General features: G+C 66.9%; 16 protein-coding genes. 9 read left to right on the forward strand and 7 right to left on the reverse strand.

The window, feature by feature from the left end; translation table 11 throughout:
- The first annotated feature begins 107 nt into the window (after positions 1 to 107).
- On the forward strand, positions 108 to 803 hold the full coding sequence (locus ACT6SE_RS03010; protein WP_014646076.1) for a TorF family putative porin: 696 nt from the start codon (positions 108 to 110) through the stop codon (positions 801 to 803).
- A 185-nt stretch (positions 804 to 988) separates the two neighbouring features.
- On the opposite strand, the gene tdh is transcribed toward ACT6SE_RS03010, so the two are convergent.
- Entirely contained in the window at positions 989 to 2,011 is a 1,023-nt protein-coding gene (gene tdh, locus ACT6SE_RS03015; protein WP_032955954.1) for an L-threonine 3-dehydrogenase, read from the reverse strand.
- A gap of 478 nt (positions 2,012 to 2,489) precedes the next feature.
- Between tdh and ACT6SE_RS03020 the strand changes: the two genes are divergently transcribed.
- The 7 genes from ACT6SE_RS03020 to ACT6SE_RS03050 all read left to right on the forward strand — a co-directional run bounded on the left by ACT6SE_RS03020 (position 2,490) and on the right by ACT6SE_RS03050 (position 11,093).
- Positions 2,490 to 4,655 (forward strand): S46 family peptidase, encoded by a 2,166-nt coding sequence (locus ACT6SE_RS03020; RefSeq protein WP_046429104.1) that lies wholly within the window; start codon positions 2,490 to 2,492, stop codon positions 4,653 to 4,655.
- Between the two features lie 199 nt (positions 4,656 to 4,854).
- Positions 4,855 to 5,499 (forward strand): histidine phosphatase family protein, encoded by a 645-nt coding sequence (locus ACT6SE_RS03025; RefSeq protein WP_014646078.1) that lies wholly within the window; start codon positions 4,855 to 4,857, stop codon positions 5,497 to 5,499.
- A gap of 41 nt (positions 5,500 to 5,540) precedes the next feature.
- Positions 5,541 to 6,812: a bifunctional tetrahydrofolate synthase/dihydrofolate synthase gene (gene folC, locus ACT6SE_RS03030; RefSeq protein WP_046429107.1), complete on the forward strand. Its 1,272-nt coding sequence runs from the start codon at positions 5,541 to 5,543 to the stop codon at positions 6,810 to 6,812.
- A gap of 80 nt (positions 6,813 to 6,892) precedes the next feature.
- Positions 6,893 to 7,936, forward strand: coding sequence for an SPOR domain-containing protein (locus ACT6SE_RS03035; protein WP_046429109.1), 1,044 nt, complete (start codon positions 6,893 to 6,895; stop codon positions 7,934 to 7,936).
- 46 nt (positions 7,937 to 7,982) lie between these two features.
- Positions 7,983 to 8,762, forward strand: a complete 780-nt coding sequence (locus ACT6SE_RS03040; protein ID WP_014036126.1) for a CvpA family protein — start codon at positions 7,983 to 7,985, stop codon at positions 8,760 to 8,762.
- A gap of 30 nt (positions 8,763 to 8,792) precedes the next feature.
- On the forward strand, positions 8,793 to 10,259 hold the full coding sequence (gene purF / locus ACT6SE_RS03045; RefSeq protein WP_005408246.1) for an amidophosphoribosyltransferase: 1,467 nt from the start codon (positions 8,793 to 8,795) through the stop codon (positions 10,257 to 10,259).
- A 9-nt stretch (positions 10,260 to 10,268) separates the two neighbouring features.
- The gene (locus ACT6SE_RS03050) at positions 10,269 to 11,093 is read left to right on the forward strand and encodes a ferritin-like domain-containing protein (RefSeq protein WP_046429113.1); all 825 of its coding nucleotides are present in this window, start codon (positions 10,269 to 10,271) and stop codon (positions 11,091 to 11,093) included.
- 67 nt (positions 11,094 to 11,160) lie between these two features.
- Here the strand turns inward: ACT6SE_RS03050 and ACT6SE_RS03055 are convergent, their stop codons facing one another.
- Positions 11,161 to 12,618 carry a DUF2235 domain-containing protein gene (locus ACT6SE_RS03055; protein WP_046429116.1) on the reverse strand — a complete coding sequence of 486 codons (1,458 nt, stop codon included), beginning with the start codon at positions 12,616 to 12,618 and terminating at the stop codon, positions 11,161 to 11,163.
- A gap of 225 nt (positions 12,619 to 12,843) precedes the next feature.
- On the opposite strand from ACT6SE_RS03055, the gene ACT6SE_RS03060 reads away from it, so the two are divergent.
- Positions 12,844 to 14,097: a M12 family metallo-peptidase gene (locus tag ACT6SE_RS03060; protein ID WP_014646083.1), complete on the forward strand. Its 1,254-nt coding sequence runs from the start codon at positions 12,844 to 12,846 to the stop codon at positions 14,095 to 14,097.
- Between the two features lie 89 nt (positions 14,098 to 14,186).
- Here the strand turns inward: ACT6SE_RS03060 and lpxH are convergent, their stop codons facing one another.
- From lpxH to ppx, 5 genes are all read right to left on the reverse strand, one after another.
- Complete coding sequence (lpxH, locus tag ACT6SE_RS03065; RefSeq protein ID WP_046429117.1) at positions 14,187 to 14,933, reverse strand: UDP-2,3-diacylglucosamine diphosphatase; 747 nt, start codon at positions 14,931 to 14,933, stop codon at positions 14,187 to 14,189.
- A gap of 93 nt (positions 14,934 to 15,026) precedes the next feature.
- Positions 15,027 to 15,566 (reverse strand): phosphatase PAP2 family protein, encoded by a 540-nt coding sequence (locus ACT6SE_RS03070; protein WP_032955935.1) that lies wholly within the window; start codon positions 15,564 to 15,566, stop codon positions 15,027 to 15,029.
- Complete coding sequence (locus ACT6SE_RS03075; protein WP_046429119.1) at positions 15,547 to 16,692, reverse strand: glycosyltransferase family 4 protein; 1,146 nt, start codon at positions 16,690 to 16,692, stop codon at positions 15,547 to 15,549. The genes ACT6SE_RS03070 and ACT6SE_RS03075 overlap by 20 nt, the downstream gene beginning before the upstream one ends.
- A gap of 169 nt (positions 16,693 to 16,861) precedes the next feature.
- Positions 16,862 to 19,786, reverse strand: a complete 2,925-nt coding sequence (locus tag ACT6SE_RS03080) for a TonB-dependent receptor domain-containing protein (protein WP_444811094.1) — start codon at positions 19,784 to 19,786, stop codon at positions 16,862 to 16,864.
- A gap of 317 nt (positions 19,787 to 20,103) precedes the next feature.
- A complete protein-coding gene (gene ppx, locus ACT6SE_RS03085; protein ID WP_032955928.1) occupies positions 20,104 to 21,630 on the reverse strand; it encodes an exopolyphosphatase in 1,527 nt (508 codons plus the stop codon).
- Between the last annotated feature and the right edge of the window lie 167 nt (positions 21,631 to 21,797).

The following is a 21,797-nucleotide window of genomic DNA, read 5'->3' on the forward strand; positions in this document are numbered from 1 at the left end:
ATGTTGCATCGCAATAGCAAAGTGGTTAAGAATTCGTGAACCGGAGCTGTCGCGCTCCGGCCGCTCCCGCCTTCCACGCCACGCCACCGCCCCCACCGGAGACGCTCCTGAAGCACGCCCGTGCCTGCCTCGCCATTGCCGCTGCCCTGACCCTGGCCGCCCCGTTCGCCGCCAGCGCGCAGGAGAACGAATCGCCGTACAGCTGGAATGTCACCGCCGTTTCCGACTACCTGTTCCGTGGCGTGTCGCAGACCGACGAGAAGCCGACCCTGCAGGCGGGCTTCACCTACACCTCGCCGGTGGGCCTGTATGCCGGTGTCTGGGGTTCGGGCGTGGACTTCGGTCCGGGCGATCCGAACACCGAGATCGACTACCAGATCGGCTACGGCGTGGACGTCACTTCGCGCGTCAACTTCGACGTGCTGCTGAACCGCTACACCTACCTCGGTGCCAGCCACCAGAACTACAACGAGCTGGTGACCACCACCACGCTCGACGACACCTACAAGCTGACCGTGGCCTACACCAACGACCAGTGGAACAGCGGCACCGATGGCTGGTACTACGGCTTGGGCGGCAGCTGGGGCCTGCCGAAGGACTTCACGCTGAATGCCAACGTCGGTCGCAGCACTTTCGAGGACGGCATCGCCAAGGACTATACCGACTGGAACGTCGGCGTCAGCCGCCAGTTCGGCCTGTTCAACGTCGGCCTGGGCTACTACGGCACCGACGGCAATGGACGCGAGAACTCGGGCAAGCTGGCCCACAGCCGGGTGCTGCTGACCGTGGCCGTGGGCAAGTAACGCCGCAGGCGTTACGGTAGGTGCCAAGCTTGCCTGGCACGCATTGCGAAAAAGGCGCCCATCGGGCGCCTTTTTCAGTTCCGCGGTGTTCTTGATCCCATCTGGGGAAGAGCCCCCTTGTTGTTCAAGGGGGCGCGCCAAAGGCGCGGGGATAAGGAAACATGCGGGGGAATTGACCCTTCGGGTCAATTCCAGCTGAGCACGACCTTGCCGGCCTTGCCTTCTTCCATCAGGTCGAAGCCCTTCTGGAACTCGTCGATCGGCAGCTGGTGGGTCATCACCTTGCCGAGCGGGAAGCCGGACAGCACCAGCTGGGTCATCTTGTACCAGGTCTCGTACATCTTGCGGCCGTAGATGCCCTGCACGGTCAGGCCCTTGAAGATGATCTTGTCCCAGTCGCAGCCGGCGCCCTTGGGCATGATGCCGAGCATGGCGATCTTGCCGCCGTGGTACATGCAGTCGAGCATGTCGTTGAACGCGCGCGGGTTGCCGCTCATTTCCAGGCCCACGTCGAAGCCCTCCATGTGCAGCTCCTTCATCACGTCCTTCAGCGACTGGTTGGCGACGTTGACCACGCGGGTGGCGCCCATGTCGGCGGCCAGCTTCAGGCGGAAGTCGTTGACGTCGGTCACCACCACGTTGCGCGCACCGATGTGCTTGCAGATGCCGGCGGCGATGATGCCGATCGGACCGGCGCCGGTGATCAGCACGTCTTCGCCGATCACGTCGAATTCCAGCGCGCAGTGTGCGGCATTGCCGTACGGGTCGAAGAACGCGGCCAGTTCCGACGGGATCTGGTCCGGAATCGGCCACAGGTTGCTGGCCGGCATCACCATGTATTCGGCGAAGGCGCCGTTGACGTTGACGCCGATGCCGACGGTGTTCGGGCACAGGTGCGGGCGGCCGCCACGGCAGTTGCGGCAATGGCCGCAGACGATGTGACCTTCGGCCGAGACGCGCTGGCCGATCTCATAGCCGGTCACCGCCGAACCGAGCGCGGCAATGCGGCCGACGAACTCATGGCCGATGGTCAGGCCCGGCTTGATGGTGCGCTGGCTCCACTCGTCCCACAGGTAGATGTGCAGGTCGGTGCCGCAGATCGCGGTCTTTTCCAGCTTGATCAGGACCTCGTTCGGGCCTGGGGTCGGCACCGGAACTTCTTCCAGCCAGATGCCCTTGGCCGCTTCGCGCTTGACCAGGGCCTTCATCGTTTGCTGCGCCATCGGGGTGGAACTCATCAGGGGGAAAGCGCGGATTATAGGGTGCCGCGCGGATTTCCCATGTTGCGCTGCGGGTGCAATGGCGGAACGAAAGGCGTGCGCCGACGGGCGTTTCGAACGTGCTGCAAACAGCAGCGCCTCCTTGAGTCCTGGGGAGGGCGCGCGGTCACCCTGGCCGGGACACGCAAAAGCCCATCCATGGTGCTCGATGGCGCCTTGCTCGTGCGCGCTATCCTGCGCACACGGCAAGACCGGGGTTGGGCGTCCTGCCCAACCCGCCAGTCGCATGCGCCCGGCCCATGGCGCCAACGGTCCCGGCCAGGGTGACCACGCCCCCTCTGGACGATTCCATGTGCGCGGCCGATGTGCGCATGGCAGAGCAAGAAGTAGGCCCATGACTTCCGGGGTTCGGGCCGGGGCAGGGCGGCGGGCTACAATCGAGGGTTCCACTACCAGGGGCTGCTCCATGCGCTCGAACCTGCTTGCATTCTCCATCGTCGCCAGCCTCGGGCTGGCCCAGGTTGCCCATGCCGCTGAAGGCATGTGGGTGCCGCAGCAGCTGCCGGAAATCGCCGGTCCGTTGCAGAAGGCCGGCCTGAAGCTGTCCCCGGAGCAGCTGTCCAACCTCACCGGCGACCCGATGGGCGCGGTCGTCGCCCTCGGCGGCTGCACCGCCAGCTTCGTGTCGCCGCAGGGCCTGGTGGTCACCAACCACCACTGCGCCTACGGTGCGATCCAGCTGAATTCGACCGCCGAGAAGAACCTGATCAAGGACGGCTTCAACGCGCCGAAGCACAGCGATGAACTGAGCGCCGGCCCGAACGCCCGCGTCTACGTGCTCGACCAGATCACCGACGTCACCGCCCAGGCCAAGGCCGCCATTGCCGCCGCCGGCAACGACCCGCTGGCCCGCAGCCGTGCGCTGGACGCCTTCGACAAGGCCCAGGTCGCCGCGTGTGAAGCCGAGGACGGCTTCCGCTGCCGCCTGTACACCTTCTCCGGCGGCAACACCTACCGACTGTTCCGCAACATGGAAATCAAGGACGTGCGCCTGGTCTACGCGCCCCCGGGCAGCGTCGGCAAGTACGGCGGCGACGTCGACAACTGGATGTGGCCGCGCCACACCGGCGACTTCTCGTTCTACCGCGCCTACGTCGGCAAGGACGGCAAGCCGGCCGCATTCTCGGCCGACAACGTGCCGTACCAGCCCAAGCACTTCCTGAAGTTCACCGACCAGCCGCTGGGCGCCGGTGACTTCGTGATGGTGGCAGGCTATCCGGGCCGCACCAACCGCTACGCGCTGGCCGGTGAGTTCAACGAAACCGCCAGCTGGACCTACCCGACCATCGCCAGGCACTACAACGCAGTGTTGAAGATGATCGATGAGGCGGGCAAGGCCGACGCCGACGTCAAGGTGAAGTACGCCGCCACCGCGGCCAGCATGAACAACGTGGCCAAGAACTACGCCGGCCAGCTGGAAGGCTTCAAGCGCATCGACGCTGCTGGCCAGAAGCAGGCTGAAGAAGCCGCCGTGCTGGCCTGGCTGAAGAAGCAGGGCGCCGCCGGCAAGCCGGCCTTGGCAGCGCACGCGCAGCTGGTCAAGCACCTGGATACCAGCAAGGCGACCCGCGAGCGCGATCTGTTCGTCGGCCAGTTCAACAACACCTCGGCGGTCAACGCCGCCATCGGCCTGTACCGCCTGTCGATCGAGCGCACCAAGCCGGACGCCGAGCGCGAGGTCGGCTACCAGCAGCGCGACCTGCCGACCCTGGAAGGCGGCCTGAAGCAGATGGATCGCCGCTATGTGGCGAAGATGGACCAGCAGCTGCAGACCTACTGGCTGGACCAGTACGTCGCCCTGCCGGCCGCGCAGCGCAACAACGACGTGCTGAACACCTGGCTGGGCGGCAGCGATGCCAGCGCGGTCAAGGCACTGGTGAGCAAGCTGTCGGGCACTGAGCTGGGCAGCCTGGATGCACGCCTGAAGTGGTTCAAGGCCGACCGCGCCGCGTTCGAAGCCAGCACCGATCCGGCCATCCAGTACGCGGTGGCGATCATGCCGTCGCTGCTGAAGCAGGAAGAGCAGAAGAAGATCCGCGAAGGCGAGTCGCTGACCGCACGTCCGCTGTACCTGCAGGCACTGGCTGACTACAAGAAGAGCCAGGGCGAGTTCGTGTACCCGGATGCCAACCTGTCGCTGCGCATCACTTTCGGCAACGTGATGGGCTATGAGCCCAGGGACGGCGTGGCCTACACCCCGTTCACCACGCTGGAGGGCATCGTCGCCAAGGACACCGGCGTCGATCCGTTCGATGCGCCCAAGGCCCTGCTCGACGCGGTCAAGGCCAAGCGCTACGGCGGCCTGGAAGACAAGCGCGTGGGCTCGGTCCCGGTGAACTTCCTGTCCAACCTGGACATCACCGGTGGCAACTCGGGTTCACCGGTGCTGGACGCCAACGGCAAGCTGGTCGGCCTGGCCTTCGACGGCAACTGGGAATCGGTCAGCTCCAACTGGGTGTTCGACCCGGTGATGACCCGCATGATCGCGGTCGACAGCCGCTACATGCAGTGGATCATGCAGGAAGTGGCGCCGGCGCCGGCGCTGCTGAAGGAGCTGAACCTGGCGAAATAAACCCGTTGCGGTAGTGCCGGCCGCTGGCCGGCAACCCCGACCAGATAGCCGGAGTTTCCAAAACCCCGCGATCCACGTCGCGGGGTTTTTTCATGCCCGGCACGGCCCGGTGCGCCGAACGGGTATCATCCCTGTTCCGCGCACTTCACAGGATGTGAACGAAACGCGGAACCTCCTCCCCCCAGGACCCCTTGCACGCATGCGCATCCTGCTTGCCCGCCACGGCGAAACGCCGTGGAACGCCGAAGGCCGCTACCAGGGCCAGATCGACATCCCGCTTTCGCCGATCGGTGAAGCCCAGGCCCAAGCCCTGGGCGCCCGCTTGGCCTCGGTGGACATCACCCGTGCCGTCGCCTCGCCGCTGTCACGCGCGCAGCGCACCGCGCAGCTGGCACTCGGTGCCGCCCGTGCCGACATGTTGCTGACCGAGCCGGAGCTGCAGGAAATCGCCCACGGCGAGTGGGAAGGCCTGCTGGCCAGCGAAATCAACGAAAAGGACCCGTCGCGCCTGAAGGCGTGGCGCGAGGAGCCGGACACCGTGCTGATGCCCGGCGGTGAATCGCTGCGCCTGGTGCTGGAGCGCAGTTGGCGCGGCCTGGCCCGCGCCACCGAAGGCCTCGGCGAGCACGACACCCTGCTGGTGGTCGCCCATGATGCGGTCAACCGCGTGATCCTGTGCAAGGTGCTGGGCCTGCCGATCTCCCGCCTGTGGACCTTCCGCCAGGCGCCGACCACGCTCAACCTGCTCGAAGGCGCCGACCTGGACAGCCTGGAAGTGGTGCGCCTGAACGACTGTGCCCACCACACGCCGTTCTTCGGCGAAGCCAAGCACCGCGCACTCTGATCCATCCCCTCGCATCAACTGCTTCTGCTGGAACCGCTGCCGTGACGAACACCCCGACCACCCTGGCCGACTGGCTGGACTACATTGAACGCCAGCACCCGGCGACCATCGACATGGGCCTGGAGCGCGTGCGCGCCGTGGCTACGGCGATGGGCCTGGGGGCGCCGGCCCAGCGCACCATCGTGGTCGGTGGCACCAACGGCAAGGGCTCCACCGTGGCCTTCATCGAAGCCATCGCGCGTGCTGCCGGCTGGAAGGTCGGCGCGTACACCTCGCCGCACCTGCTGCGCTACAACGAGCGCGTGCGCATCGACGGCCACGATGTGGAGGATGCGGCGCTGGTCGCCGCCTTCAACACCATCGAGGCCGCGCGTGGCGATATCACGCTGACCTATTTCGAGTACGGCACGCTGGCCGCGCTGCAGCTGTTCGCCGACGCCGGGCTGGACCTGGCGGTGCTGGAAGTGGGCCTGGGCGGTCGCCTGGATGCGGTCAACATCGTCGACGCTGACGTGGCGGTGATCACCACCGTGGACATCGACCATGCCGAATGGCTGGGCGAGGACCGCGAAGCGATCGGCACCGAGAAGGCCGGCATCATCCGTGGCTGGAAGCCGGTGATCCTGGGCGAGACCGACCCGCCGTCGAGCGTGCTCGCACGTGCCTACCTGGTCGGCGCCAACGCGATCCGCGGCGGCAGCGATTATTTCTACGAACCAATCGATGCCCAGCGCTGGCGCTGGCGCGATGTCGGCCTGCGCATGGAACTGCCGACCCCGGCGCTGGCCGGCCCGATCCAGCTGGCCAACGCGGGTGCCGCCATCGCTGCGCTGCGCGCGCTGGACAAGCCGGTGCCGCGTGCGGCGTGGGCTGCTGGTGTCGCGGCGGCGCGCATCTCTGGCCGCCTGCAGGCGTTCGAGCGTGACGGCGTGCAGGTCCGTGTCGATGTCGGGCACAACCCGCAGGCGGCGGGCCAGCTGGCGCGCGCGCTGAAGGCCGAAGCGTCGGCCGGGCGCACCCTGGCGGTGTACGCCGCGCTGCAGGACAAGGACGCGGTGGGCGTTGTGCAGGCGCTGCAGGACGTGGTCGGCGAGTGGACCCTGGCCGGACTGGACGGCCCGCGCGGGCAGAGTGCTGCCCAGTTGCAGGCCCGCCTGGCCGGTACGGCGGCGGCCAAGGCTCAGCGCGCTGATACTGTCGAGCAGGCGCTGGCACAGGTACTGGCCCAGGCCGGGCGCGGTGATCGCGTACTGGTGTTCGGCTCCTTCCATACCGCCGCTGCCGCGCTGCAATGGTTGCAGGGCGCCGCCTGATCCGCGTTCAGCCAATGCCGACGCCGTCCGGTCCGGCACCCGTATAATCGACCGCAACCTCCGGACAGTTGCCGCCTCACGTGGATACGCCTCTGAAACAGCGTCTGATTGGTGCCATCGTGCTGGTGGCGCTGGCCGTGATTTTCCTGCCGATGCTGGTCAAGGGACCGGCGCCGGACAGCGGTGTGGCCTCGGTGCCGATCGCCGCGCCGGACGCACCGGCCGATGGCCAGTTCGAAACCCGTGAGCTGCCGCTGGTTGCTCCGGCCGGTGGAGCCACCGGCCTGCAGACCGGGCAGGCCAAGCCGCTGCAGGAGACGGCCGCGCCGGCTACGCCGCCGACCGTGGACACGTCTCCGGCGGTTGCCGCCGGCAACTTCGCCGTCACGTTTGGCGCCTACGGCAGCAAGGCCGACGCCGATGCGGTGATCGCCTACCTGCAGCGCTCGCAGCTGCCAGGCTTCGCCGAAACCACCACCATCAGCGGGCGCCAGGCGTGGCGTGTGCGTGTCGGGCCGTACGCCGACCGTGCCCAGGCCGAAGCCGCGCGCCTGCAGGCGGTCAAGATCCGCGCCGATGTGAAGGCAGAAGTCATCACCCTGGATGCGGCGGCAGGCAGCAGTGCGACGGTTGCCGCCACGCCGGCGCCGACCACCAGCACCCCGGCCGCGGCCACCACGCCGTCGGCCACCACGCCGTCGGCCACCAGCAACCCGGTGCGCAGCGAAAGCCTGCCGCCAAGCACGCCGACGGCGACCACCAAACCAGAGCCGCCCAAGCCGGCACCGAAGCCCGAGGCTCCGAAGCCGGACGCCAAGCCCGAGCCGAAGCCGGAGGCCGCCGCCAACAAGCCGGCGCCTGCCACGCCGACAGCACCGGCAGCCAGTGGCGTCGGCTTCGCCGTGCAGTTGGGCGCGTTCGGCCAGGCCAACGATGCCAACGCGCTGCGCGACAAGGTCCGCGCCGCCGGCTTCAGTGCTTTCGTCGAGCAGGTACGCACTGAAAAGGGCACGCTGCATCGCGTCCGCGTCGGACCGGTGGCCAACCGCGCTGACGCCGAGCAGCTGAAGGCGCAGGTCGCCGCCAAGGTCGGCGTGGCCGGCATGGTCCGACCGCACCCATGATCCACGCGCAGGCCCGTTGCCAGCGCCGCCGAAGGAGCGGGGCGCCATGATCGACGTGGTGCTGCTGATCGTGATCGCCGCCTCGACCCTGCTCGGGATGCTGCGTGGCTTTGTTGGAATCGTCATCGGCACGCTGTCGTGGCTGCTGGCCGCGTGGGCGGCCTTCGCCTTCGGCAACGATGCGGCACGCTGGTGGGCGGCCCCGGCCGCACCCGGCGGCGAGCATTTCGTTGGCGGCTACCTGGGCGTGGGCATTGGCGTGATGATCGTGGTCGCGGTGATCGGCATGGTCATCAAGGCGATGATCCATCGCAGCATGCTGACCAGCCTGGACCGGTTGCTGGGCGGCGTGCTGGGCGCCGTGCGTGGCGGCCTGATCGCGGCGATCCTGGTGCTGCTGGCCGGCTTCACCCCGCTGACCGCCGAACCGTCCTGGAAGCGCTCGGCGGTCCGCCCGGTGCTGAACCCGGCCGTGGCCTGGATGAACGGGAAGCTGCCGCACTGGCAGGTGCCCGGCGCCGATCTGCTGCCCAAGACCTTGCCGACCGACATGCTGTCCCCATCTGCATTGATGGAGCTGGGGAAGAGCGCAGGCGCCGATCTGGGAAAGCCGGGTGCGGCAGGCGATAATGGCATCCTCAACCAGGTAGTGGCGGGCAGCGGATGGCTGCGGCCCGCGAAAGCGGAACAGGGCGACGCATACGATCCGGCCGAAGTGCGCCCGGACGCCCCAGCACTGCCAGACAGTATCGAGCCGGGCGATCCGGCCAATGTCGACCGCAGGCGCGGCGACCACCGCGGCCAGGTACGGCCACCTTCCTTGTAACTGGGCACAGCCCAGCGGAGACTTCGCACCATGTGTGGCATCGTCGGAATCGTCGGCAACCAGAACGTCGCCGGGCAGTTGTATGACGGCTTGACCGTTCTCCAGCATCGCGGCCAGGATGCCGCGGGCATCGCCACGGCCAATGGCAGCCGCCTGCGGGTGCAGAAGGCCACCGGCCTGGTCCGCGATGTGTTCGATGCACGCACCATGTCCACCCTGGAAGGCAGCGTCGGCATCGCCCATGTGCGCTACCCGACGGCCGGCTCGGAAGGCATGGACGAGGCGCAGCCGTTCTACGTCAACTCGCCGTACGGCATCGCGCTGGCCCACAACGGCAACCTGATCAACACCGAGGCGCTGCGCCAGCAGGTGTTCGAGCAGGACCGCCGCAACGTCAACACCGATTCGGACAGCGAAGTGCTGTTGAACGTGTTCGCCTATGAGCTGGAACAGCAGCGCCAGCTGAGCCCGGAAGCCGCGATCCGCGCGGTGGCTGGCGTGCACCGCCGCTGCAAGGGCGGCTACGCGGTGGTCAGCGTGGTGCTGGGCCTGGGCCTGGTGGCCTTCCGCGACCCGCACGGCATCCGTCCGCTGGTGCTCGGCAAGCGCAGCCATGCCGAGGGCGACGAGTACATCGTGGCCTCCGAGTCGGCCGCGCTGGACGTGCTGGGCTTCCAGCGCGTGCGCGATGTGCAGCCGGGCGAAGCCCTGGTGATCACCGCCCGCGGCGAGCTGTTCTCGGAAATCTGCGCCGAGCCGGCCGAGCACACCCCGTGCATCTTCGAGTACGTGTACTTCGCGCGTCCGGATTCGATGATCGACAACGTCTCGGTGCACAAGGCGCGCATGCGCATGGGCATCAAGCTGGGCGAGAAGATCCTGCGCCTGCGCCCGGACCACGATATCGACACCATCATCCCGATCCCGGATACCTCGCGTGATGCCGCGCTGGAGATCTCCAACGTGCTTGGGGTGAAGTATCGCGAAGGCTTCATCAAGAACCGCTACATCGGCCGCACCTTCATCATGCCGGGCCAGGGCGAACGCGTGAAGTCGGTGCGCCGCAAGCTCAACCCGATCCACCTGGAGTTCCGCAACCGCGTGGTGCTGCTGGTGGACGACTCGATCGTGCGTGGCACCACCAGCCAGCAGATCGTGCAGATGGCCCGTGATGCGGGCGCGCGCAAGGTCTACCTGGCCAGCGCGGCACCGCCGGTGCGCTACCCGAACATCTACGGCATCGACATGCCGGCGGCCGAAGAGCTGGTCGCGCACAACCGCACCGTCGAAGAGATCGAGGCCCACCTGGGCTGCGACTGGCTGATCTACCAGGATCTGGAGGACATGGAAGCGGCGGTGAGCGAGGGCAACCCGGCGCTGCGCAACTTCGATTCGTCCTGCTTCAACGGCCACTACCCGACGGGTATCGAGCCGGGCTACTTCGAGCGCATCCAGCAGCTGCGTTCGGACGACGCCAAGCACAAGCGCCGCGCCTGAGGTCCAGGCGTGGTCGATGTACCCGACGTTGGTGGCGACCTGCTGCGCTCAGCGCAGCAGTGCCTGGCCGAAGCCGACCCGCTGCGCAAGGTCGCGTTGACCCAGGCGTATGCCGCCGCGTTCCGTGCCGGCCGCCTGAAGGTGGCTGCCGATGCGCCGCCGCCGGAACCGATCCGCATGCCTGGCCGGCCGGCACGGCTGGTGCTGGTGCATCCGCGCGAAGTGCCCCGGCGCGGGCTGGGCGGCGTGGAAGGACGCGCCGCCTTCATCCACGCCATCGCCCACATCGAACTCAACGCGATCGACCTGGCCTGGGATGCGGTGTACCGCTTCCGCGGCCTGCCGCCAGCGTTCCATGCCGACTGGGTCAGCTGTGCCGACGACGAATCGCGGCACTTCATGCTGCTGCGCGAGCGCCTGCAGGCGCATGGCCACGACTACGCCGATTTCCCCGCGCACAACGGCCTGTGGGAAATGTGCGAAAAGACCGCGCATGACGGCCTGGCGCGCATGGCCCTGGTACCGCGCGTGCTGGAAGCGCGCGGCCTGGACGTGACACCGGGCATGATCGAGAAGCTGCGCAATGTCGGTGATGGTGAAACCGCCGACGTACTGGAAGTGATCCTGCGCGAGGAAGTGGCGCACGTTGCCGCCGGTTCGCGCTGGTACCGCTGGTACTGCGATCGCGCCGGCGTCGAGCCGCGTGCGCGCTTCAAGGCGCTGCTGGTGGAATACGCCGGCGGCTACCTGCACGGGCCGTTCAACATCGAAGCGCGCCTGCTGGCCGGCTTCGACGCCGACGAGCTCGCCAACCTGGTCGAACAGGCCGGTTGAACAAAAGGGGACGGAGGGGATTAAGTCGTTTGTGCCACAAACGACTTAATCCCCTCCGTCCCCTTTTTCATGCGTTGGGCAGCACCACGCGCTTGCCATCCACGGTGGGCCGGTTGATGTAGAACAGGCCGGGACCGGGCCGGTAGGGCAGTTCGCTGACGCCGGCATCGGCGGCATAGGTCAGGGCGGTGTCGCCCAGCGCGTCGAAATTCCAGTGCGCCGACTGCATCAGGTAGCGTCGGCGCAGCAGCGCCTCCTGGGTCTGGGTCAACGCCTGCCCTGCCACCAGCCGCCGTGCGATCGGTTGCAGGGCCGACGGCAGTTCCCAGCCGGGAACCTCGGCAGCGCTGGCGCGCCAGGTCACGCCGGCATCGATGGCATGCTGCTGCATCACCTGCAGCGCGATCAACTGGTAGCGCCAGTCGATGCGCCGCCGCAGTACCACGGCGGCAGTCACGTACAGCACCGGGGACAGCAGCACGCTGCGGCTGCCGGCGCGGCGCTGCTGCTGCCACTGGTGCCAGACATCCACCCACACTTCCTTTTCGTCCACGCCCAGCTGCTGCCGCCAGCGTTCGGCATCGGCCTGCGTTTCAGCGTAGGCCGTGGTGGCCTGCAGCATCGCCAGCGGGGGAATCTGGTAGTCGGCAACGGCGGGGCGGCGCAGCTGCTGGCGACGTGGGCGGCTGAGCAGCTTGGGGCCTTCCTCCAGCTGGTTGTAGCCTCCGCCGATGTTGGCGTGCACGCCGGGCAAAGCGATCTCGGTGAACGGCGGTGCCACCGTGGTCAGCGGATAGTGCTGGCGATGCTCGTCGCGCGCGGTCAACTGCACCACGCGTGCAGCGATGCCACTGGACAGGGCAAGCTGCGGTTGTTCGTCGGCGCGGCCACCACTGACCGCAGCCACGGTATCGAACAGGCCCATGAATCGCAGCACCGGAAGGGCAGGGGCGAAGTCCGGCGTACAGACCAAGCCGGACGACTGCAGCAGTTGCCGCCAACGCGTGGTATCCCAGCCCTGCAGCTGGTTGGCGATATCACGTGCGGCGGCAGCGCCTCGAGAGAACCCGAACAGATCCAGCTGCACGCGACGCAGCGGTTGCCGCCAACGCGTGGACAGTTCTGCAAGCGCAGCCGGCAGCACCACCTGCAGCGCGCGCTGCACCTTTGCGCGGACGCCGCTGGCGCCGATACCGAACGCCAGTCCGATCAGGTCGTCGTCGGCGTCATCGCGGGTACCGACACCTTCCACGTAGATCGACAGCGAAGGCGTGGCCATCGCATCGCGGCGGCTGTCCGGGTACAGCTGCTGCAGGCGTGCGATGTTGGTCAGGCCGTTGTCGTAGCTGCTGGTCAGCCGGCTCTGGTAGGTCGAATCATCATCCGCACGCAGCTGCGCCGGGCGCGGTCGCGGCTGCTGTGGTCGACCACGCGCGAGGTTGTGCGCGTTGTTGCGGGTGCCATCGAAGAACAGGCCGATCCGCAGCAAGCCGACATCTTCGTCCGTGTCCTGCGATGGTGCCATGTGCATTCCCCGTCGTGGCTGCGTCACGGTAGCGCGAAAGCGGTGTATTGGCGAAGTGTAGTGACGCTTTTGACCTGACTGAACGCAGATGCGGTCGATCACAAATCCTGACTTTCATTCCACTCGCCTATTGAATTCACACGAGCCGCGCAGGCCATATGGCCAAACCCGGCAAACCGGGTCGTGCTGCATCCACGCTGTTCACATCATTCAAGGAGCGACGCAATGTTGTCCAGATCGATTGGCAAAGCGGCAGGTGGCCTGGTGTTGGGTTTGTCGGTGGCGGCGGCCGCGCATGCGGCACCGTTGTTCGAGCCGGTGACGGTCATCAGCCGCGCATCGGCAAACAGTGAGCCCGCGCTGGGCAAGCTGCTGGCCACCCCGTCCACCGCGACGGTACAGGAAGTGCGCGTTGATGCAGCCGCGACTGCACAGCCGCAGCTGGAATTCGAACTGCTCGGCCAGCGCGTGCAGGCCGTGCGCAGCAAGGTTGAAGCGCTGCCCGATGGCGGCAGCATCTGGTATGGCCAGTTCCGTTCGCCCTCGGACAAGCTGACCGCGGCCACCTCCAACGGCCAGGACGACCCCGGCAATTCGCTGATCCTGGTGCGCTCGGGCGATACCATCACCGGCTCGATCCGCAAGGATGGAAAGCTGTACCGCCTGCGCCCGCTGGGCAACCGCCACGTGCTTGTGGAAGTGGACGAGTCGCGGATGCCGGCCGACCATCCGGCCGATTACAACCAGCTGCCGAAGATCCCGATGGGCAACAACGATCGCCTCGGCATCGCGCAGGCGTCGTCCGGCACGCCGGCCACCATCCGCGTGCTGGTGGTGGCGACCAATGCCGCCGTCGCCGCCTATGGCGGCAACATGCAGTCACTGGTGCAGCTGGCCGTGGCCGAATCGAACCAGGGCTATGTCAACAGCAACGTCGGCATCACCATGGAACTGGCCCGCTACGAGACCACCAGCTACACCGAATCGGGCAGCTTCGATACCGACCTGGCGCGTTTCCGTGGCACCAGCGATGGCTACATGGACAGCATCCACACCAGCCGGAATACCTACACGGCTGATGTGGGCGTGCTGCTGATCAACAACACCGCCTACTGCGGCCTGGCCTCGGGCATCGGCTCGACGGCGTCGACCGCGTTCGCGGCCGTGTACTGGGATTGCGCGACCGGCTATTACTCGTTCGCGCACGAGATCGGCCATCTGCAGAGTGCGCGGCATGACATCGCCACCGACTCGAGCACCTCGCCCTATGCCTATGGCCACGGCTACCGCTACGAGCCGGCCACCGGCACCGGCTGGCGCACGATCATGGCCTACAACTGCACCCGCAGCTGCCCGCGCCTGAACTACTGGTCCAACCCCAACATCAGCTACAACGGCATCCCGATGGGCAACGCCAGCACCGCCGACAACCAACGCGTGCTGGTCAACACCAAGGCCACCATCGCAGCCTTCCGCTGACTGTCCAGGCGCCGACCAAGGCCGGCGTCTACCCGGGCGCATGCACCTGCTCTGGTAGATGCCAACCTTGGTTGGCACTTTGCGATCCGTTATTCGCGCGCCAGCGTATCCAGCGTCCAGCCGCTGGCATCCACGCGCAGCACCGAACCCTGTTCGTACCAGTCACCCAGCACGATGCGGGTGCGCTCGCGACCACCGGCCTGCAGCGTGTGGATCGCCGGCCGATGGGTATGGCCATGGATCATGGTGTCCACGCCATGGCGCACGAAGGTGGCATCGACTTCGGCAGGGGCCACGTCGGTCACCGACTCGAACTGCGCACGATCGTCCTGCTTCATCTCGGACTGGCGCGCCTGGCTGGCTTCGCGCGCCTTCTGCGCGAACGCGATGCGTGCGGCCAGCGGCTGCGACAGGAACTGCGCCTGGAATACCGGGTCGCGCGTCTGTGCACGGAACTGCTGGTAGGGAATGTCATCGGTGCACAGCAGGTCGCCGTGCTGCAGCAGCACCGGGCGGCCGTACAGTTCGATCATGCACGGGTCGGGCAGGATGCGCAGGCCGGCACGGCGCGCGTAGTCCTCACCGAGCAGGAAGTCGCGGTTGCCGCGGATGAAGTACACCGGCACGCCGCTGTCGGACAGCACCTTCAACGCATCGGCCACCGCATCGGCGGCGGGCGAGGGCGTGTCATCGCCGATCCAGGCCTCGAACAGGTCGCCGAGGATGTACAGCGCATCGGCGCCGGGCGCCTGCTCGCGCAGGAAGCGCAGGAACAGGTCGGTGATCTCCGGACGGCTGGGGTCCAGGTGCAGGTCGGAAATGAACAGCGTGGTCATGCCCGCATTCTAGGCCATCAATGATGATGGTGGCGCCGCCGGTATTGTGGGGGTCAGATCTCTTTTCCGAAGGAAAAGGATCTGACCCCGGGGTTACACCGGCAGCGGCAGCCAGGTCAGGCTGGCCGAAGCCAGCACGATGGCGATGGCGGTGGCTGCCAGCACATCGGAAGGATAGTGCAGGCCCAGGACCACCCGCGACAGTGCAACGCCACAGGTGAACGGCACCAGCAGCGGCGCCAGCCACGGGTAGTAGGCCAGTGCCACGATGGTGAACGACACCGCATGCAGGGTGTGTCCGGAGGGGAAACTGAACTCGTCCAGCGGCGCCACCCAGGCGCGGATGCGCAGGTCGGCCGCGTAGGGCCGCGGGCGCCGGGTCCAGCGCTTGAGGACCTTGTACAGCAGCAGCGCGGCCAGGCCCGTGGCGGCCATGTGCACCGAGGCGCGCAGGCCGTCGAAGCCGTCCAGCACCACCAGCGCGGCCATCAGCACGTACCAGAACACGCCATCGCCGAGCCGGCTGATGACCGCGAACAGGCGACGCACGCGGCGCCGCCGGCAGTAGTGGTTTGCGCGTCGGCACCAGCGTGCTTCGCGCCCGGCCAGCAGCTCAAGCGGCGTAGTGCGCATGGCCGTTCCTCCGCGACTGTGCCAGTTCGGCCAGCAGCGCATCGAACTCGGCCACCACCTGTTGTGGATGCAGGCGCTTCATCGCGCGTGCGGCATTGCCGCCCAGTTCGCGGCGCTGCGCGTCATCGGCGGCCAGTCGCACGGCGGCCTCGATGAACTGATCGTCGCTGTCCACGGCTGCGCCGTTCTCGCCACTGCGCAGGTACTCGCGCGCGGCGCCGTAGTCGAAGGCCACGGTGGCCACACCGCTGGCCATGCTTTCCAGGGTCACGTTGCCGAACGTCTCGCTGCGGCTGGGGAACAGGAACAGATCGCCGCTGGCGAAGTGCCGGGCCAGCGCATCGCCGCGCTGGATGCCACAGAAGATGAAGTCGGGGTTTTCATGTGCCAGCTTCTCGCGGGCCGGGCCATCTCCGACCCACACGAAGCGTGCCTTGGGCCGGATCTGCTGCAGCCGGCGGAATGCCTTCACTGCCAGGCCGAGGTTCTTTTCAGCAGCGATGCGGCCGACATAGATCGCCACCAGGCCGTTGCCATCCACGCCCCATTCCTCGCGCAGCGCGGGATCGCGCCGTCCCGGATCGAACTGCTGGCTGTCCACCGCGCGGGCCAGCAGGCGCACGCGCTCGAAGCCCTGTTCGCCGAGGAACTGCTGCAGCTCGCGGGTCGGCACCAGGGTGGCATCGGCCTGGTTGTGGAAACGGCGCATCCAGCGCATGGCTGCGGCCTGCAGCCACGCCACGCCGTAGTCGGGCAGGTACTCGTCGAAGCGGGTGTGGAAGCCGCTGGCGACCGGAATGCCGAGGCGGCGCGCAGTGCGCAGTGCCGACCAGCCGAGCGGACCTTCGGTGGCGATGTAGACCGCATCCGGGCGTTGTTTCTGCCAATGGCGGCCCAGCCGGATCGGCGCCGGCAGTCCGAAACGCAGGCCGGGGTAGCGGGGCAGGGCGGCGCCGGGAACCAGCAAGGTGCCGGGTGCCGAATCCAGCGCTTCGCTGGACTGGCGGGGGCGGACCAGGTCGATCTCGTGCCCGGCTGCGCGCAGACCTTGTTCCAGCCCCTGCACGGTGAGGGCGACGCCGTTCACTTCCGGTGGATAGGTCTCGGTGACGATGGCATAGCGCATGGCGGGCCTCCGGGTTTCCGGCATGCTCGGGCCTGGCGATGTAGCCGACATGACCGCTTTGCGACCATCAGATGACGGTGGCGCCGGCCAGCGCCTGGGCGCGGCGGCCAATAAAAAACCACGGCCCCGAAGGGCCGTGGTCGTCATGCTTCCGTCACAGCGCGATGGATCAGAAGCGCTGCTGGTACTTCATGTAGATGAAGCGGCCGATATCGTAACCACCGTAGTACGAGAAGGCCGAGTTCGGCTTGCTGTACATGACCGGGCCGGTCTTCTCGAACACGTTGTTGGCACCGACCGACACGGTGGCGTCCCACGGCAGCGAGTAACGCACCTGCACGTCGTGGAAGGTGACCGCGCCGCGCTCGTTGTAGTTGCGTGCGCCCTTGTACCACGGTGCGTACACACCCGGATCCGAGCACTCGTCCGGGTACAGCGCGATGTTCGAGCAGGTTTCCTTCACGCCCGAATAGTAACGCGCGGTCCAGCTCGCGCCGAAGTTGCCCCGCTCGTAGCCCAGCACCAGGTTGGAACGGACGCGGAAAGCGCTGCCGATGCCGTTGGTGACGATCGGGACGATCGAGCTGTCGTTGGAGGTGCGGTAGGTCGCACTGGACACGTAGGTGGTGGCCGAGTTCACGTTGAACTTGCCGAACCGGGTGTCCAGACGGTAGCTCACGTCCAGATCGTAGCCTTCGGTTTCCATGAAGCCCGCGTTGCGGTTGCCGAACTTCAGGTTGGTCACGATGCCGGTCACCGGGTCACGCTGGAAGCGCGAGCAGCGCGCGTCGATACCCGATTCGTAGCAGTCCTGCAGGATCTGGGTCGGCGTGTCGGCGATGATCGTGTTGTCGATGCGGATCTTCCACCAGTCCAGCGAGGCGTTGAAGCCCTGGATGAAGCTCGGGCTCCAGACCAGGCCCAGCGTCTTGCTGGTCGAGGTTTCCGGCGTCAGCAGCGGGTTCGACCCGGAGGTGAACGGCACCGGGGTCGCGTCCGTCGACGTGTTCACCGGGGTGCCACCCTGGCGCAGCTGGCGGAAGGTATTCGCATTGGCGATGTCGCGTGCGCAACGTGCACGGACTTCCGCGCTGGAGGCCGAGGAACCGAAGCGGGTGTCGCACGGATCGCTGAACTGCGCGAAGGTCTCCGAACCACCACCGAACAGGTCGCTGATGGTCGGTGCACGGAAGCCCTCGGCCCAGGTGCCACGCACCATCAGCGAGTCGATCGGCTTCCACTTGAAGCCGAACTTGCTGTTGAGCGTGTTGCCGAAGGTGTTGTAGTCCGAGAAGCGGGTTGCGCCATTAAAGGTCAGTTCCTTCGCGCCCGGCAGGTCGGCCAGCACCGGAACGTTCACTTCCAGGTAGGCCTCGTTGACGGTGTAGTCACCGCCGGTCGGGCCCGCGGCCAGGTTGGTGGTCGCGCCCGTCTGGGCCAGGGCATCCGGGGTGTACTTGCCTTCTTCCTTGCGGCTTTCCACGCCGAACGCGAAGCCCAGGTCGCCAGCCGGCAGGGTCACGATGCTGCCAGCGATGTTGGCAAAGAAGTTCTTGGAGGTGGTACGGCCCTTGGTGATCTCTTCCGGGAACAGCCACGCCTGCAGTTCTTCGTTGCCGTACAGGCCATCGGCAGCCGTCGTGCCGTACGGCACCAGCGGGTTCCACGGCTTGCACACGTCATAGGAGATCGGTGCAGCGGCGGTGCCGCACTGCACCTTGCCGGTGGCGGCGTTGTAGAACGACGGGCCGACGCCGCCGGCGACGCGACCCTTGTGCAGGTTGCCGGTCGCCACCGATTCCAGTTCATTGCGGTTGTACTGGTAACCCACTTCCCAGTCGAAGTAGCGGCTGCCGATCTCGAACGAACCGTCGAACGACGCCACCGCGCGGTAGGTCTTCAGCTCGCTGGTGGTCACGCGCGGCACTTCCCAGGTGCGGCGGTTCCATGCCACGGCGGTCGGGGTGGCATACCCGTGCTGGCGGCCGAACGGATTGAAGTAGCTGTTGATCGACATCGAGCCGACACCGGCGGTGCTCGACTGCAGCGGATAGCCCGCGATCTGGCGGGTGGACTCACGCTGGTTGTAGCCCAGCTCGGTGCGGAAGTTGACGTTGTCGGTGATCTTGAAGCGGCCGTCGAAATAGACCGAGTCGCGCTTGACCGGATACATCACGTGCATCTGGTCGTTGGCGTTGCTCACGTCACCGGTGAACGGCGTGCTATCGGTGAGGTGGTAATTGGCCGGGTTGGTGGGATCGGCGCCGCGGTTGAGGGAATAGCCGCAGCCCGCAGTGGCGGTACAGCCCGGGCCGCGCAGACCGGTGAACTGGCCGTACTGGCTGATCGTGGTCCAGTTGCTGCTGTCGTACGGATGGCGATCGGTCATGCCGTACTTGCTGAAGCCGCGATCGCGCGCCCACACGCCCTTCTCTTCGGCATGCTCGGCGGACAAGGTCAACGACACGCGATCGTTGCTCCAGCCGGCGACCACGTCGAAGCGGTCACGTGCGCCGTCGCCCTGGCTGTACTGGCCGTGATAGACGTTGGCGGTCACACCGGTGACATTGGAGCGGGTGATGATGTTCACCACGCCGGCCATGGCGTCGGAGCCATAGATCGCAGAGGCGCCGTCCTTCAGCACCTCGATGCGCTCCACGGCGGACACCGGCAGCGTGGAGATGTCCTGGTAGCCGGACGTGCTGATGCCCATGCGCTTGCCGTTGACCAGCACCAGCGTGCGCTGGGTGCCCAGGTTGCGCATGTCGATGTAGGTGCCACCCGCGTTTTCACCCGCGGTCAGCGCATTGGCGCGGCTGATGGTCGGGCTGCCCATCGCGGTGACGTTCTGCAGGATGTCGGCAACCGAGCTGAAGCCCTGCTTTTCGATGTCGTTGCGGCTGATCGCGAACACCGGCTGGGCGGTTTCCACGTCCACCTGGCGGATGCGCGAGCCGGTGATCTCGATGCGGTCGAGGTTGGTGGGCGTTGCGTTGCTGCCGTCCTGGGCAAACGCGGGCAGGGCGGCCAACGTTGCGGTGGTAGCCAGGACATAGCGGATGGCCTGCCCCAGTGCGGTGGTGCGTGAAGTCATGGCGAGCTCTCTCTCTCAGGTCGTGCACAAGACGCCAAAGTGGGCGTCGAAGGAGCCAGCTGGGTTGATGACCGAGCCGGTGACCCGATAGTAGTCTCGTTAGTTAATGCTCTGTAAAGAGTTCGTATCGATTTATGTCACGGGACACCCCCATCCTTCACAAAACGTGAACAAAAGCAGGCGCTTACGTGAGAGGTGCGATACGCGATACGGTGCCGTCGTGATGCGAAGCAGCACAAAAAACCGCCAGACTGCGCAAAGTGGGGGTGCGAAGTGCGTCACTCCTGCTGTCCTGTGGACAACAGGCGACGGCGTATTCAGGCTACGAACGGACGGAACTGGATGCCCAGCCCGGCGATCCCGTCGGTCTCGCCAATCAGGTCGGCGCGCAGCAGCGGACGGGCATCGATGAACGCCTGCGGCACGATCAGCGACAGCCGGTTGTCGTCGGCGGTCAGTTCCAGCGCCGGCAGCGGGTCGTCCTCATGCGCGCGGTTGAGCAGCACCGCCAGCCGCAGCAGGGCCGCCAACCGGCGCGCGGTCAGCAGCAGTCGCTCGGGCAGGGCGTCGAAGGCGGTCTTGGTCACGCTGCGGCGATGGCTGCGCACCAGCGCGGCCAGCATCTGCTGTTCCTGGCGGGAGAAGCCGGCGATGTCCGAGTGCTCCAGCACGTAGCTGCCATGCACGTGGTAGCCGCTGTGGGCAATCATCAGGCCCAGTTCGTGCAGGCGTGCGGCCCAGCCGAGCATGCGCGCATCATCGGCATCGAGCTTCCAGCGTTCCTGCACCTGCTCCAGCAGTGACAGAGCAGTGTCCTGCACGCGGTCGGCCTGTACCGTATCGATACCGTAGCGCTGGCTGAGCGCGGCCACCGATTCATCGCGCAGGTCGTTCTCGCCGGCACGGCCGACGATGTCGTAGAGGATGCCCTCGCGCATCGCGGCCTTGCTGACCAGCAGCTTCTGCAGGCCAAGTGCCTGGAACGCCGCTTCCAGCACCAGGATGCCGCCGGCGATGATCGGGCGGCGGTCGCTGGACAGGCCCGGCAACTGGATGTCGTCGATCTTCTTGGCCTTCAGCAGCTCATCGCGCAGTTGCGGCAGGGCCTCGGCGGTGATCGCACCCTTGCTCAGCTTCATCGTCGCGCAGATCTCGCTGATCGCCTTGTGCGTGCCCGAAGAGCCCAGCGCTTCCTGCCAGCCCAGCGCGCGATACTTGCTGGCGAAGGGCTGGAACTCGCGGCCGATCTCGGCCAGCGCGTCCTTCCAGCGCTTCTTGCTGAGCTTGCCGCCGGGGAAGAAGCGCCGGGTGCTGGCGATGCAACCGGCCTGCAGGCTTTCACGCTCCAGGGTCTGCATGCCCATGCCGATGATGAATTCAGTGGAGCCGCCACCGATGTCGATCACCAGCCGGCGCTGGCCGGGCTTGGGGGGTTGCGCGTGGGCCACGCCCAGGTAGATCAGGCGGGCTTCTTCGCGGCCGCTGACCACTTCGATGGCATGCCCCAGTGCGGTTTCGGCCGGGACCAGGAACGACTGGGGAGAACGCAGCTGGCGCACCGTGTTGGTGGCCAGCGCGCGCACCCGATGCGGCGGCACATTGCGGATGCGCTGGCCGAAACGGGCCAGGCATTCCAGCGCGCGCTGCCGTGCGGCGGAAGACAGTCCGCCTTTGCCATCCAGCCCGTCGGCCATGCGCACCGTCTCGCGCAGGCGGTCGATCACCCGCAGCTGGCCGAGCGTGTAGCGCGCGATGACCATGTGGAAACTGTTGGAGCCAAGGTCGATGGCGGCCAGCAGGTCGCCATCCTGCAATGCGGGCGGAGTCGTGGAGGTATGCGGCATGGGCGAATGTTAGCCGAAGCGGCGGTGTGCTCGTCACCGCGCGGCCTTCACATTCTGGAAGGAGGCGTGCAGCAGGATTGCAAGGGGTCAGATCCCTTTCCCGCAGGAAAGGGATCTGACCCCGGGCGACCGCTGATCGAATCCCGACCAGCGGTCGGGGTCCACCG

It is taken from the genome of Stenotrophomonas sp. LC732 (genome assembly GCF_052446685.1).
Lineage (GTDB): Bacteria > Pseudomonadota > Gammaproteobacteria > Xanthomonadales > Xanthomonadaceae > Stenotrophomonas > Stenotrophomonas muris.

Excerpts from the sequence above, each read along its gene's own strand:
- tdh (WP_032955954.1), bottom strand. The coding sequence starts at position 2,011 with ATGAAGGCCCTGGTCAAGCGCGAAGCGGCCAAGGGCATCTGGCTGGAA.
- ACT6SE_RS03025 (WP_014646078.1), top strand. The coding sequence starts at position 4,855 with ATGCGCATCCTGCTTGCCCGCCACGGCGAAACGCCGTGGAACGCCGAA.
- purF (WP_005408246.1), top strand. The coding sequence starts at position 8,793 with ATGTGTGGCATCGTCGGAATCGTCGGCAACCAGAACGTCGCCGGGCAG.
- ACT6SE_RS03020 (WP_046429104.1), top strand. The coding sequence starts at position 2,490 with ATGCGCTCGAACCTGCTTGCATTCTCCATCGTCGCCAGCCTCGGGCTG.
- ACT6SE_RS03040 (WP_014036126.1), top strand. The coding sequence starts at position 7,983 with ATGATCGACGTGGTGCTGCTGATCGTGATCGCCGCCTCGACCCTGCTC.
- ACT6SE_RS03070 (WP_032955935.1), bottom strand. The coding sequence starts at position 15,566 with ATGCGCACTACGCCGCTTGAGCTGCTGGCCGGGCGCGAAGCACGCTGG.
- lpxH (WP_046429117.1), bottom strand. The coding sequence starts at position 14,933 with ATGACCACGCTGTTCATTTCCGACCTGCACCTGGACCCCAGCCGTCCG.
- ACT6SE_RS03055 (WP_046429116.1), bottom strand. The coding sequence starts at position 12,618 with ATGGCACCATCGCAGGACACGGACGAAGATGTCGGCTTGCTGCGGATC.
- ACT6SE_RS03080 (WP_444811094.1), bottom strand. The coding sequence starts at position 19,786 with ATGACTTCACGCACCACCGCACTGGGGCAGGCCATCCGCTATGTCCTG.
- ACT6SE_RS03075 (WP_046429119.1), bottom strand. The coding sequence starts at position 16,692 with ATGCGCTATGCCATCGTCACCGAGACCTATCCACCGGAAGTGAACGGC.
- ACT6SE_RS03060 (WP_014646083.1), top strand. The coding sequence starts at position 12,844 with ATGTTGTCCAGATCGATTGGCAAAGCGGCAGGTGGCCTGGTGTTGGGT.
- ppx (WP_032955928.1), bottom strand. The coding sequence starts at position 21,630 with ATGCCGCATACCTCCACGACTCCGCCCGCATTGCAGGATGGCGACCTG.